We start from the raw sequence: 13,394 nt of genomic DNA, 5'->3' as shown, positions 1-13,394 counted from the left end.
GAGCGAGTTCTCTCAGTCAATTCGTGAGAATACTCGTGGAAGTGCTGTGAAAAAGATGATGGCATTCGATACCTGGTGGAGGACGGTGAATCCTATCCCTGCCATCCAGATCGCCACGGTTTGCCTCCCCTCAAAACCGGCAGCTACAGGATAAGCGAGGGTCGTTATCGAATCGTAGATAAGCGTGAGCAGTGCCCCGGCTGCTCCGAGGAATAGACGCTTTCCCAGGGAGAGATCTCCCATTAGCAGGGACTTTCTGAGAAGCCCGCCCATCAATCCCACGAGGCCCATCCCGGCAATCTGGCCCAGCAAAAGGGGTGGAAAGACGAGACCCGATCCCAGGGGATTCGCGGCACTGAATATGAACTCCGCCACGATTCCCACCATCATTCCCCCACGGGGCCCCAGATAAACACCACTGACGAAAATAATTGACGTAATCAGTTCAATGTTGGGTACGAGAAGAAGGGCGAAGCCACTTCCCACTGCCAGGGCGGTAAACATGGCGGCTCTGGCGAGATAGGTTGTTCCTGAGCTACGCCCCGAGGTTGCGCGTGGTCGCGAAGAGGTTTCAGCGAGGCGTCCAGACACTATCTCTCCGGTATTCGTCTATCACTCTTTTCCTGCCGCCAGTTCCGGTTCAGCTAAGCTCTCTTAAGGGATCGGTGGAGTCTCAAGTGGGGAATCCTGACGACCGCATTCACGACGAGAGAATTAACGGTCTGGTCTCCTAAATGTCAAGAGGAACCATGCCAATGAGAATATGAAGAAAAGAATTGCGAAACCTTTTTCGAACTACGAATTTCTGTGGATCAGTTGCCCTGATTGAATCTGTAGGTGGAACCGAATGAACTTCCGAATCAGATCATTCCTCAAGAGAATCGCTATTAACTTCCCCATCTTCAGAATCCTGCGTTTCAAGTCGGTTGTCCTTTACTCCAAAGCAAAGATGAAGAAAGCAAGACAGGTATTTGAAAGGTCGAGCGATACTCCCCCTTGGCTCGAACCGGATCATCTCGAGTTCTTGCAGCGACGGTACCCTTTTCCGCCTGAATATGGCTACAGACCGGTCGATCTCGAAAGAAGAGGACGCGAACGGTCAGCTGAAATCCTCACTCTTCTCTCGAAGATGACAGAAAGACGGGGTACCATTCGACATTTCCTGGAACTGGGATGCTGGGACGGCATGGTGAGTCATGCTCTTCAGCGTTCAGGGAAAGTGACAACAGCGATAGATCACCGATCAGAGGGATTTGACAAGAGAGCATTGAGGCGAGGGGTATCGCTTCTGAAGATGGACGCGGAACAACTAGGGTTCGAGGATGAGAGCTTTGACTGCATTTTCTCGTACGAGTCCTTCGAGCACTTTTCAGACCCTGAAGCGGTCTTGCGTGAAGCGATACGGGTCGTGAGAAAGGGCGGCTTCGTTTATCTCGCGTTTGGACCCCTTTATATGTCGCCTATGGGTCTGCATGCTTATAGGTCAATCACCGTGCCATACTGCCATTTTCTCTTTCCGCTGGAAGTACTCGATGAGTTCTGCACGAGGAAGAGTTTGACGAACATTCATGTCGATGAACTCAACAGATGGTCACTGAACGACTATCGAGAATTATGGGAAGCCTACGCACACAGAGTGAAGAAGGTACTGTACCGTGAAATCCCCGACACCTCACACGTCGACGTGATCATCAAACATCCCTCCTGCTTCAGGAGCAAGACCGATGCTTTCGATAATCTGGTCGTCTCCACCATTGAAGTTCTGTTCGTTAAGATGCGATAGGTGGCTCCATTGCTTCATTAAAAAGTACAAAGTACAGTGCCAGTGTCCCGTGAGAATCTCCCCCTGGAATGTTGATAATCAACGGTCCCAAGCCTAAATTGATTTGATGGTAAGTAGAGTCTCTCAAAAAGGTTATTCTCTCATTGATCACACGGCCGACATTGGAATCGAAGTTCACGCAGACGATTTCCCCACTCTTCTTGAGAGGGCAGCAGGAGCTCTCTTTGACATCATCACGGACGTATCAAAGGTCAAAGCGGAAGATCACATCCAAATTACCTTCTCAAGTGAGGACAGGGAACAGATAATGCGCAGTTGGCTGGAGGAATTGTTGCACCGTTTTTACGGGGAGGAGATGGTTTTTTCCAGGTTTAGGCTGGAACTTTCAGACGGTGATAACCTCACGGGCGAGGCCTGGGGGGAAGTTTTCGACCCCGACCGCCATGATCTGCACACGGAGATCAAAGGAATCACGTATCATCAGTTTGAGGTATCTTTTCACCCGGGGAAAAAATGGTATGCTCGAATAATTTTTGACGTATGACCATGGGGCAACTCAGACAGATAAACGAACATCTCTGGGAAGTGCCGAAGAGAGGAAACATGCGCGTGCCCGGACGTATCTACGCCAGCAAAAAACTCATGAGGACCATTGAAAACGATCCCTGCGTGGACCAGGTCCGAAATGTTGCCCACCTGCCGGGAATTGTGAAGTATTCTCTGGCCATGCCTGACATCCATTGGGGTTACGGATTCCCCATAGGGGGGGTAGCGGCCATGGACTCCGAGGACGGAGTCATCTCTCCGGGCGGCGTAGGCTACGACATCAATTGCGGTGTGAGGCTCCTCAGCACCAATCTCATGCTCGAGGATGTAAAAGACCGGATCCGACCTCTTCTGGCCCAGCTCTTCCGGGACGTTCCTGCCGGCGTGGGGTCTCACGGAGCGATTCCCAATCTGAGTCATCGCGAATTGGACAGACTTATTGCGGAAGGAGCAAGCAGGGTGGTCCAGATGGGATACGGCACGCGCGAAGATATTGACTATATCGAGGAAAGGGGTTGTCTGGAAGGAGCCGACCCGTCGCAGGTAAGCGATCGTGCAAAACAGCGGGGAAGCAAACAGATCGGAACTCTGGGTTCAGGAAACCATTTCCTCGAGATAGACCATGTGGAAGAGATATTCAATAACGATGTGGCATCCGTATTCGGATTGGAGAAGAATCAAATTGTGACGATCATTCATACCGGCTCTCGGGGTCTGGGGTATCAGGTCTGTGACGACCATCTGAAAACAACCCAGCGGGCCGTGGAACGGTACGGAGTTAACCTCCCCGACAGGCAGTTGGCGTGTGCCCCTATCAAGTCGCCGGAAGGACGCTCCTATCTGGGCGCAATGAGGGCGGCAGCAAACTTCGCGTTCTGCAACCGCCAGGTCATCAAACACATAGCCGAACAGGCATTCATGAAAACTCTCTCCATATCACCCGAAGAATTGAGAATGCGTCTTATTTACGATATCTGCCATAACATCGCGAAGTTCGAGAAACACAAGGTCGACGGAGACACTGTCACCGTCTGCGTCCACCGGAAAGGTGCCACTCGTTCTTTTGGACCCAATAACCCTGAACTACCAGAGCAATACAAACCTATTGGCCAGCCTGTTCTCGTCCCTGGTGACATGGGACGCTATTCGTATCTCTGTGTGGGTACGGACAAAGCCATGACAGACACGTTCGGTTCCTCGTGCCATGGTGCGGGGCGCATGATGAGCCGGACCAAGTCGAGCAAAATCAGCCGGTCGATGAACATGATAGAGGAACTCCGGTCGAGAGGGGTGGAGATTATGGCCCGGGGGAAACGAACCATTGCCGAGGAGATGCCCCACGCCTATAAAGATGTTTCCGACGTCGTAGACGTCATGGATGGCGCGGGAATCACCCTGAAGGTGGCAAGACTCAAACCCATTGGCGTGATCAAGGGATAGCCGAGACCCCGAGTGTCACTTAGCTAGCATGTGATACCTTGTCGCGATTGTCCACCTCGTTCTCGTCGTGGGATTGTCTAAACCGTGGATTCTTTCGCACTCTTCTCAGGCAGAAGAGTGCCAAAAGGCCTGTGGCTGGAAAATAATTTGGGCGAGGCTGCCTGCGCACGTGGGAATCAATTAAACTCCTGCCAACACGGGCGGGACGATTTTTCAGCGGTGATCTTTTTGGTTCTTTTTGTATCTAGACAAAAAGAACAAGTAGCTACCATCTAGATAACCCCACAATGAGAGTGCGGGGGAGTTCGAGGGGCGGAACTAACTTCCCAGGAAGCACTCAGATTGGCCAATAGCTACAAGATTTTGCATGCATACTGTCACTTATCGAAAGTACCGTTCCCGTAGTCGAGAAATGCCTGGCGAACCTCACTTTCGGTATTCATGACAAAGGGACCTCCTCTCGCAATTGGCTCATTGAGGGGTCGTGCCGCGAGGAAAAGGAATCTTGCCGTCTTCTTGCCAGATCTGATTCGCACGGATTCCCCATCACCCAACACCATCATCTGACCCTCTCTTCCCATTCGCGTATCACCTTGTGGACCGAACTCCGCCTTACCCTCATAGAGATAGCAAAAACCGCTCATTTCGGATGGCAACGGATGGGCGAATGTGGACATCTCAACCAGATGGACATCGAAATAGACCACCGGAATCCGGGTCTTTGCGGGTCCGTTGATGTCCCCATATTCGCCGGAAATGATCCTGATCCTGGAGCCATCAGCGTTGACTTCTGGAATTCTGTCTGCCGGGATATTCTGGTAGTGAGGCTCAATCATTTTCATCTCTTTGGGCAGATTTACCCACAGCTGGAATCCCCATAAGAGACCGTCGCTCATCTCCGGCATTTCGCTGTGAATGATACCCCGTCCGGCAGTCATCCATTGAACAGACCCCGGCGTTAAGACTCCCTCGTTTCCCCTGGAGTCCCTGTGTTTGAATTTCCCATGCATAAGATAGGTAACCGTCTCAAAGCCACGGTGAGGGTGATCGGGAAAACCCCCTATATAGTCATCAGGATTATCACTTTTGAATTCATCCAGGAGCAGAAACGGGTCCAGGTAATCCATATCCTCTGTTCCGAGAATACGCCTGAGGTTCACACCGGAACCGTCAGTGGCGGGCATCCCCCGTACAATCTGCGTAATCGGTCGAATCATGAGTCATTCCTCCATGAAACTGAGATCGCGCATCCCATCACCCCGAAATCAATGCTGTTCATTGAGGGCTGAAATGAGCTTTCCTCGAAGCTCGACCACAGCTGAGGCATATCTTGCCGAGGGGTTATAGGAGAGGATTGCCCTCCAGTTCCGGGAGCTCTCTGAAAAATCAGTACTACCTTTCTTATATCCATGTCGAACCAGATAGTTGGCAATACTTGCGAGGACATCGGGCCAATCAAAAGGATGTCGGACTCCATCTCCGTTGAAATCAACCGAAAAACGATTAAAGCTGGAAGAAATGAACTGGCCGTAACCGAATGCTCCTGCATAGGAACCGTGGATGGTATGAGGAGGAACAAAATTTTCATAACAGAATTCAAGATACTCGATCATTTCCTCCTCCACCCATTTCTCCTTCTTCGGGAATGTGTGGATAATGGTGTGAAGGGCGTTGAAGACCGGGAATTGGCGGGAGTTTGTGCCGTACTTTGATTCAATTCCTACAATGCTGAGCAATAGAAAAGGATCAACCCCAAAACTATCCGCCACAGCCCCTATGAGATCTTTCCGTTTCTGGTAGAATTCCACACCCATCGTGATTCTCTCATCTGTGACGTAGAGATTTCGATATTGATCGAGAGGCAGATTCTCAACAGGGTGAAGAAGCCGATTAATCACTTCTCTCTCGATCCTGATCTCAGGGTGAGAAAATGTGTGGTAGACGAATTCCGCTGGAACATTGTTCTCTCGAAGCCGGGAAACGATCTCTTGGTAGATCTGGCGCCCAAGATCATTTCGGGAAATCAGGCTGACAAACTCGTGTTCAAGTGGATCAGACCAGATATGATATTCTGAATCTTGAACTCCGCCAAGGGAAACGAAAAAAGGGATAATCCACCAGAAAGTTGAGAGCCTTTTCATTCTCGTTCAGGGTTGGTATTCTGGATCCAAAGGATTCTGGGAAAAACCGTTGCCATAGCAGCGTTAATACCTGCCTGCGACGCTTCCGCCACTGTACTCTTTTGTCATATTCTATTGCAGGCGAATTGGTGGTACGAGGACAGCAAGCGACCGCTCAGGTCGCTTTCACAAAGATCTCCTGAGCAATGGTCTTGTCAATGGCCACCTCTGTTTCACCCATGCGAACAACAAACGACGGTTTCTTCTGGTGGACTTTAACACGGTTTCCGGCTATGACCCCAAGAGCCGTAAGGCGATCAAAACGTTTGTGGAACGAAGGGGTAATAAAGACGATTTCCCCCTCCTTGCCTAACTCCAGGTCGGCAAGGCAGACCACGAGAGGCTTTACCCAATTCCTTTCGTACGCCCCGCAGCATTCCCCCGCAGGAATGGGCTTCCCATGGGGACACAGTGGAGGATGCCCGAGAAAGGCACACACGCTGTCCATGACCTCCGAGTCCAAGATATGCTCGAAGTAGCAAGCAGTCATTTCCATGCCTTTTTCTGACACTTGAAGTACGTCAGTGAATAGTCGCTCGGCTAATCGATGACGCCGTATGATCCCCATTGCCCTCTTTTCTCCCTCGGACTGAAGCTCTACCGCTCCTCCGTTGAGAAGCACCAGGTTCAGCGTCTGCATCTGGGGCAGTGTCTCCTCCACGTTAACCTCCTTCCCGTGGTATTGATGGCCGCACACGCGTGTGATGTCGGCGATAGTATCCCTGTTCTCCTCCCGGGCTACCCAAATTGCCTCTAGAATCTCATCGATTGGGCTTGGGTCGACTTTCACTCTCTTTTCTTCCAAAGATTTTCTTGACGAAATTTACGGTTCTTGACTCAACGACAAATTCGTAGTTGCAGTTGGGACATTTGACCAGAGGACAGCCCACGCTTGCCGGACACCCGGAACGGCAATTCTCCGACGCCTCGTCAAATCTGTAGCTGCAGAGGGGGCAGTCTGTCACAGGAGTTCTACCTTTCCCGCGGAAGTTTTCTTGCCTTCACTACTTGTGTGGATCGCCATACGCGTCATCTACAACAAGGTAATTCGGAGAATGTGGTTGATCAGTCCGGAGACCACCACAGAAAAAGGCAGAATGAATGCGGACATCCCAATGGCCGTTTTGAGTCCTCGCTCTTTGATGATCATGAAGAAATTCGCGATACATGGCATGAAAAGGGTGATAGCGATCATGGCCACCACGATCTGGATCTGGACTTCCATCCCAATGGCTCCCGTCGCCATATGAGGTCTAAACAAATCGTACAGACCGGCAGCACCGTAATCCCTCCTCAAGAATCCCACGAGAAACGCCTCGGTCGCTTTTGACGGGAGTCCCAGAAATCCAACGACCACGGGAGAGACGGCACTCTCAATCACGCTGAGCAGTTTGATCCTGTCCAGAACGAACAGGACAAACGTTCCGATGAAGAATAGCGGGACAGCTTCCCGGAGGTACCATTCGATGCGTGCCAGGGTTTTTACGACGATATTTGAAAATTTTGGCATTCTCATGGGGGGTAACTCCAGGATAAAATCCGATGACTGGCCGCTGATAATCCGCGACGACAGAAATCCTACGACGAATAATACCATAACTACGAAACCAGCCCAGACAAAAGTCATCGCGGGAGACAGGGCGGCTAGCATACCAAGAATCACGCCGAGCTGGGCGGAACAGGGGACCCCCAGGGCCAAGAGGAGCGTTATGATAACCCGTTCTTTCTTCGTGTCGAGAATGCGGGTCGTCATTGTGGCCATCGTATCACATCCTAGACCCAGAACCATGGGAAGGATTGCCTTACCGTTCAACCCCATCATCTTGAAGAATCGATTCATCATGACTGCCAGCCGTGGGAGATAACCAGAATCCTCAAGAACACCAAAGGCAATAAAGAATGTCCCCACAATGGGCAATACAATAGCCACAGAATATGACAGGGCCATACTCAACATCCCGTACTGGCCCACTAGAAGATCTCGCACAAGTTGTAAAGGAATGAGAATATTCACGATCTTGGTGAAGAAGGGAATCAGCCAGGCTCCGAACACGGTCTGTTCAAGGATATCAACCAATGTCCTGGCCCCGAATACACCCACGAATTCATACATGAAGAAAAGGATGATGGCGCCAATCACCAATCCCCCGAATCGATGGTGACTCCAATTACCCAGAGTGGTCAGAAGGGAGGGCAGTCTCGATTCCTCCTTTGTTTCAACCCTCTGAGCAATGTCTTTTGCCGCTTTCATTCTCACGGTAGTGATAATTTCTCTCACCGGTATTTGAAATCGGGTCTGAGTCTCTCTCACGTGTTGGTTCAGATCAGGAATTTCATCTCGCAAAACTCCATCTTGGACCCACTCCTTCACAGTCAGGTCGGATGCCAGAATCATCATGCTCAGACTGGTTTTGAAGGGATACTTGTCCTCGAAAATTGAGGATATCGAGTTTGCTCCCTCGGCGATCGCGGGGGGATACTCGATTCCTGGAAAATGATTTCCCTGAACGGCGTCCAGGGCGGGAACGAGCTTGTTCAATCCGACTCGCCGAATGGCGACGGTTTGCACGACCGGAACCCCCAGCATATCCGAAAGGGCCTGTGAATCAATAGTGATGCCGCGATCTGTTGATTCGTCGGACATGTTCAGACATAGCACAAAGGGGAATCCCATCTCTTTGAGTTGGAGGGAAAGGAGAATTACTCTGTTCAGATTCCTGCTATCGCCTACCTGAAAAATCTTCGCATTCGGGTTTTCAAAAAGGATATTGCGGGTCACCACCTCATCCTCGGATGTAGGAATCAAGTTGTTCACTCCCGGAGTGTCAAGAACCGTTACGTTTTTCCTGCCGAGGAGTCTTCCCGACGCAATTTCCACCGTTGTCCCGGGATAATTGGAGACGTTAACATATCTTCCCGTCAAGTAGTTGAAGATGACACTCTTACCGACGTTCGGATTTCCCACGAGGATAATCTTTTCCTGATTACCGGGTAGGGTCGAGTTGTAGTGATGTCTCACCTGCGTTCTCGCCAGTTCAGATTTGGGTACGACGGTCTCGTAATTCCCGAGGATTCACAAGATCTCAGCGGCCGTGGCTGAAGGATCTGGGGTTCACCGCTCGTTTGCTATGCACTCTTCGCATACACCGAATAGCTGATGGACGTGACGAAGCAGTTCGTAGTTGAACTCACTGCAAATCTTTTCTTGAAGTTCTTCAATCTCAGAACTTAAGAATTCCACAATTCTCCCGCATTTCACGCAAATGAGATGGTCGTGATGGGAGCAATCGAGCCAGTGTTCGTACCGCCATCGTCCATCTCCGATGTTCATGCGTTGAACGAAATCATGTTTCAACAAGATGTCCATGGTTCTGTAGACTGTCGCTCGAGAGACGTGCACGTCTCTATTTCGGAGGGCTGCGAAGATCTCATCCGCTTCGCGGTGTTCTTTAGAGGCACAAACTTCCTTGAACACCTCGTATCGCTGCGGAGTGAACCTGAGTTTTTCCTCTCTCAGTGCCGATTTGAATTCTTCCAGATCTTGAGTCGTCATCTCGGGTCTGTTGAGACTGAATCTCAGTATAATTTACACAGTGTAAGGAGGCGTTACAACGGAATTCAGTGAGAAATGCGGGCTAGAGTTTCTTGAGGTTGGCGTATTTGGCAATGAGCTTCTTCCGAAAATTTCCGCGGAACATCACAGATATTTTCTGGGCCTCACCCGACCCATCCACAGATATAACCATCCCTTTGCCGAAAATCTTATGCTCCACTTTGTCTCCCCGCTTGAGGTCATAAAAAGAAGTTACTGTTCGCACGTGTTTCAGACTATAGCTGTCCGTTTTCTTGTCTTTTACGTATCGTTTTGTGACAGCTGATTGAAAAGTGATCTGATCCAGAAGATTCACTGGAATTTCCTGTAGAAAACGGGATGCCATACCAAAACCGGAGACCCCGGTGTACCGCCGGCGGTTGGTGGCGTAAAGAAGATATGCTCTCTCCATGGCCCTTGTCAGTCCCACATAGAAAAGGCGCCTCTCCTCTTCCATCTGCCGGGGATCTTCCATGCTCCTGGAAATGGGAAAGAGTCCTTCCTCCAATCCAGCTATAAAAACAACGGGGAATTCCAGTCCTTTTGCGCTATGGAGGGTCATCAGGGTAACGCAATTGGCCGTATCTTCCCAGTTATCGATATCAGTCAGAAGTGAAACCTCTTCAAGGAATTCGCGGATTCCTGTTCCCGTGTTTCGCTGACAGAAATCGTCAATACTATTGACCAATTCCTGAATATTGTCAAGTCGTTCCGCGGCCTCCTGAGTCGCTTGTTCCTTATAGAAAGTTATCAATCCTAATTCATCCACAATTACACTCACCAGTTCAGAGGCACTCAGGGATTCTCTGAGACCACTATATTTCTTTATGATTTGATAGAACTCCACGAGCCCAGCAGCCTGTTTTCCTTTCAGACCGAGAGCGTCGGGTGCCTCCAATGCATCAAAGAGAGGAATGCCCTTCTCACGGGCGAAAGCTTCACATTTTTCCACCGTTTTGGCTCCAATGCCCCGTGGAGGAAAGTTTATGACGCGTTTCAGACTGACAGTATCAAGAGGATTCAGAATGACTCGCAGATACGCGAGGAGATCTTTCACCTCCTTTCGCTCATAGAACTTGAGACCCCCTACAATGGTATAGGAAATACCACGCCGTCTAAGGGCTTCCTCCAGGGCTCGACTCTGGGCGTTGGTACGGTAGAGAATAACGAAGTCACGGAAAGTCCGCTTATTCTGAAGAATCTCCTTCCCAATGAGCTCCAGTATTCCGTCTGCCTCCTCTCCCTCGTCAAAGGTAGCCAGAAGCCCCACTTTCTCACCTTTCCCGTTGTTCGTCCATAAGCCCTTCTCAGCCCGGTATTGATTGTGATTCACCACAGCCGAGGCAACGGAAAGTATCATCTGCGTGGAGCGGTAATTCTGTTCCAGTCTGAATACCTCGCAATCTGGAAACGAAGATTCAAATTCAAGAATATTGCTGATGTCAGCGCCTCGCCATCCGTAAATGGATTGGTCGTCGTCACCCACAACACAAACCTGTCCATGATCCTTCGTCAGTTTCTCAATCAAGAGAAACTGTGGGCGATTTGTATCCTGGTATTCATCCACAAGAACGTACCGAAACTGCTTCCGGTATCGCTCGAGCACTTTGGGGTCCGACTCGAGGAGCTTCAATGGCAGGAGCAGAAGATCATCAAAATCGAGAGCGTTGTTTTCTTTTAACATTTGCTGATAGACCGGGAATACTTGTGCCACTGCCTGATCCATGGGTGAAGAGCTTCGGTCTTCTTTGCTAGCGGGGTCTTCCATCCGGTTCTTTGTGAGGCTAATCTGCGCCTGCACCGCTCTGGGGGTGATTCCATCTGTCTGAATCTTGAGCTGACTGAAAATTGATTTAATGAGATTCACCTGGTCGTCCACGTCATAGATCGCAAAGTCAGGACCGAATCCAAACGGTGCCACCTCTTTCCTGAGCATCCGGGCGCACATGGAATGAAATGTCCCCATGTTTACCTTTCCCGAGGCAAGACCAACCAATTCCTCCACACGATGTCTCATCTCCTCGGCCGCCTTGTTGGTAAATGTAACTGCCAGGATGTTCTCAGGCTTGTAGCCGGCAGTTTGAATAAGGTAGGCTACCTTGTTGGTCAGAACCCGCGTTTTTCCCGTCCCGGCGCCGGCGAAAATCAGGATGGGCTTTCCCATCGATTCAACTGCCTGCTTTTGAACCTCGTTCAGCTCCAGCTGACTCAACGGCTTCCCCCTACTTTTTCCGATGTTCCCTCCTTGCCCTCAAGTCTCACTTTTCGGCGAAGTGCCCGCAGTTTTCGTTTGGCATGTCTGTGCTCCTCTTCCGTCTTCGTGAAAGTGTGATAGCCCTCGCCGGTTGCCACGAAGTAAAGATAATCAACATCAGCGGGATTGAGTGCGGCTAGTATTGACTCCTTTCCCGGATTGTTGATGGGACCTGAAGGAAGGCCTGGGTTCAGGTAAGTGTTATAGGGAGATTCAATCAGTAGGTCCCTTTTCAACAGGCGCCGCGGACCGTCTTTGATAATGTATTGAATAGTGGGATCAGCCTGCAATTTCATTCTCTTCTTCAGCCGGTTGTGATACACCGCGCTGATGAGAGAACGCTCGGAATCAAAAATGGCTTCTCCCTCAATAATGGAGGCTAGAGAAATCGCTTCCAGGGCGGTCAACCCCAACTCGGCTGATCGCTCCCTTAAGATTTCGTCAAACAGTCTTCGGTATTGCTCAACCATGGTTCCAATAATGGTCTCGGCACTTTCCCGCTCGTGAAAGAGATAGGTCTCGGGAGTGAGAAATCCTTCCAGTGAAGGGACATCCAGCCCCAGAGAATGAATAAACTGTTCATCGCTGCACAAAGTCAAGAATTCAGTAGAGTCCAAACCAAGTTTTTCCTGAAAAATTCCGGCTATCTGTTCGTTTCGCAGTCCTTCGGGAACCGTGATGCGGTGGACTACCGGCTCACTTCTCACCAGTTGATGAATAATCCTGATATTTGATGTGACGTCTCTCAGCAAGAAGACACCTGCGCGAATGGACTTCTCATAGCCCATGAGTTGGGCCGCAAGTACAAAGGGTTTTGTGACGTCGACGATACTATTGTCGTGGAGCAATTCCGCGATTTCCTCAAGCGATGATCCGCTGGGGACTTCAATCTTTTTGGGCTCATTCTGACCGGGCTGCGGCCAGTAGACGACAAGCCCATAGAATGCGATCCCGGCAAAGATCGCGAGGGAAAGAAGGGATCCGGCAACGTGGCTGAGATTCGAATCGAGTATTCTTACCATAATTGGGGGGTCCGAATTTAGGGGTTTTGTAAAGCTCTACCAACGGATTTTCCGTCGGGAATTGGCTTTGAAATCTCTTGGGCCAGATCGTATATTCTCGTCGGTCATGTCGAAAAAAGCAGCCTCATCCACGCCAAAATTGTTCGAAAGATGGACTTTCACAAAAAAGAATTATCTCGTATTTGGAATCGGGCTTTTGATGATTATCACGGGATACGTAGTTATGGCCACGGGCAAGGTAAACAGTGTTCAGGCCCTGACGATTGCCCCCATCTTGCTCTTTCTCGGGTACGTCATCGTTATACCTGCTGCTTTGATCTACAGGGACAAGTCGGCCCTCCCATCGCGAGAGCGGGAAACAAGTGATACGTGATGGGAATTGAATATTGATTATTGACAATTGACTATTGAGAATGGAGAACTGTTCCGTAGGAACTCCTTTGACCCGCAGGGTCTCCTGCGGAGGAGGAGAATTGGTAAGTGGTGAGTGTTGACTGGTTAACTGGTTCCTTGATTCTTGTTACTTGATCCTTGATCCTTGTTACTTGATCCTTGTTACTTGATCCTTGATACTTGC

General features: G+C 50.1%; 12 protein-coding genes. 4 read left to right on the top strand and 8 right to left on the bottom strand.

Annotated features, from left to right (window positions below; translation table 11 throughout):
* Nucleotides 1–12 precede the first annotated feature (12 nt).
* Nucleotides 13–591: a hypothetical protein gene (locus tag V3U24_05505; GenBank protein ID MEE9166900.1), complete on the bottom strand. Its 579-nt coding sequence runs from the start codon at nt 589–591 to the stop codon at nt 13–15.
* 256 nt (nt 592–847) lie between these two features.
* On the opposite strand from V3U24_05505, the gene V3U24_05500 reads away from it, so the two are divergent.
* The 3 genes from V3U24_05500 (at nt 848) to V3U24_05490 (ending at nt 3,769) form a co-directional block, all read left to right on the top strand.
* Entirely contained in the window at nt 848–1,783 is a 936-nt protein-coding gene (locus V3U24_05500; GenBank protein MEE9166899.1) for a class I SAM-dependent methyltransferase, read from the top strand.
* A 106-nt stretch (nt 1,784–1,889) separates the two neighbouring features.
* Nucleotides 1,890–2,327, top strand: a complete 438-nt coding sequence (locus V3U24_05495; protein ID MEE9166898.1) for an archease — start codon at nt 1,890–1,892, stop codon at nt 2,325–2,327.
* A 2-nt stretch (nt 2,328–2,329) separates the two neighbouring features.
* Nucleotides 2,330–3,769 carry an RtcB family protein gene (locus V3U24_05490; GenBank protein MEE9166897.1) on the top strand — a complete coding sequence of 480 codons (1,440 nt, stop codon included), beginning with the start codon at nt 2,330–2,332 and terminating at the stop codon, nt 3,767–3,769.
* A 377-nt stretch (nt 3,770–4,146) separates the two neighbouring features.
* On the opposite strand, the gene V3U24_05485 is transcribed toward V3U24_05490, so the two are convergent.
* The 7 genes from V3U24_05485 to mltG form a co-directional block, all read right to left on the bottom strand.
* Nucleotides 4,147–4,986, bottom strand: a complete 840-nt coding sequence (locus tag V3U24_05485) for a pirin family protein (GenBank protein ID MEE9166896.1) — start codon at nt 4,984–4,986, stop codon at nt 4,147–4,149.
* A gap of 48 nt (nt 4,987–5,034) precedes the next feature.
* Nucleotides 5,035–5,910 (bottom strand): lytic murein transglycosylase, encoded by an 876-nt coding sequence (locus V3U24_05480; protein MEE9166895.1) that lies wholly within the window; start codon nt 5,908–5,910, stop codon nt 5,035–5,037.
* A gap of 154 nt (nt 5,911–6,064) precedes the next feature.
* Nucleotides 6,065–6,739 carry a metal-dependent transcriptional regulator gene (locus tag V3U24_05475; protein MEE9166894.1) on the bottom strand — a complete coding sequence of 225 codons (675 nt, stop codon included), beginning with the start codon at nt 6,737–6,739 and terminating at the stop codon, nt 6,065–6,067.
* Between the two features lie 243 nt (nt 6,740–6,982).
* On the bottom strand, nt 6,983–8,968 hold the full coding sequence (gene feoB, locus V3U24_05470; GenBank protein ID MEE9166893.1) for a ferrous iron transport protein B: 1,986 nt from the start codon (nt 8,966–8,968) through the stop codon (nt 6,983–6,985).
* 93 nt (nt 8,969–9,061) lie between these two features.
* Complete coding sequence (locus tag V3U24_05465; protein ID MEE9166892.1) at nt 9,062–9,502, bottom strand: transcriptional repressor; 441 nt, start codon at nt 9,500–9,502, stop codon at nt 9,062–9,064.
* 82 nt (nt 9,503–9,584) lie between these two features.
* Nucleotides 9,585–11,753 carry a UvrD-helicase domain-containing protein gene (locus tag V3U24_05460; protein MEE9166891.1) on the bottom strand — a complete coding sequence of 723 codons (2,169 nt, stop codon included), beginning with the start codon at nt 11,751–11,753 and terminating at the stop codon, nt 9,585–9,587.
* On the bottom strand, nt 11,750–12,817 hold the full coding sequence (mltG, locus tag V3U24_05455; GenBank protein ID MEE9166890.1) for an endolytic transglycosylase MltG: 1,068 nt from the start codon (nt 12,815–12,817) through the stop codon (nt 11,750–11,752). Before mltG ends, V3U24_05460 begins: the two co-directional genes overlap by 4 nt.
* Before the next feature lie 67 nt (nt 12,818–12,884).
* Between mltG and V3U24_05450 the strand changes: the two genes are divergently transcribed.
* Complete coding sequence (locus V3U24_05450) at nt 12,885–13,190, top strand: DUF3098 domain-containing protein (protein MEE9166889.1); 306 nt, start codon at nt 12,885–12,887, stop codon at nt 13,188–13,190.
* Nucleotides 13,191–13,394 lie beyond the last annotated feature (204 nt).

This window comes from Candidatus Neomarinimicrobiota bacterium (genome assembly GCA_036476315.1).
In the GTDB taxonomy this organism is placed as follows: domain Bacteria; phylum Fidelibacterota; class Marinisomatia; order Marinisomatales; family S15-B10; genus JAZGBI01.
Note: the sequence above shows the minus strand (reverse complement) of the source record. Positions and strands in the feature narration are given on the sequence as shown.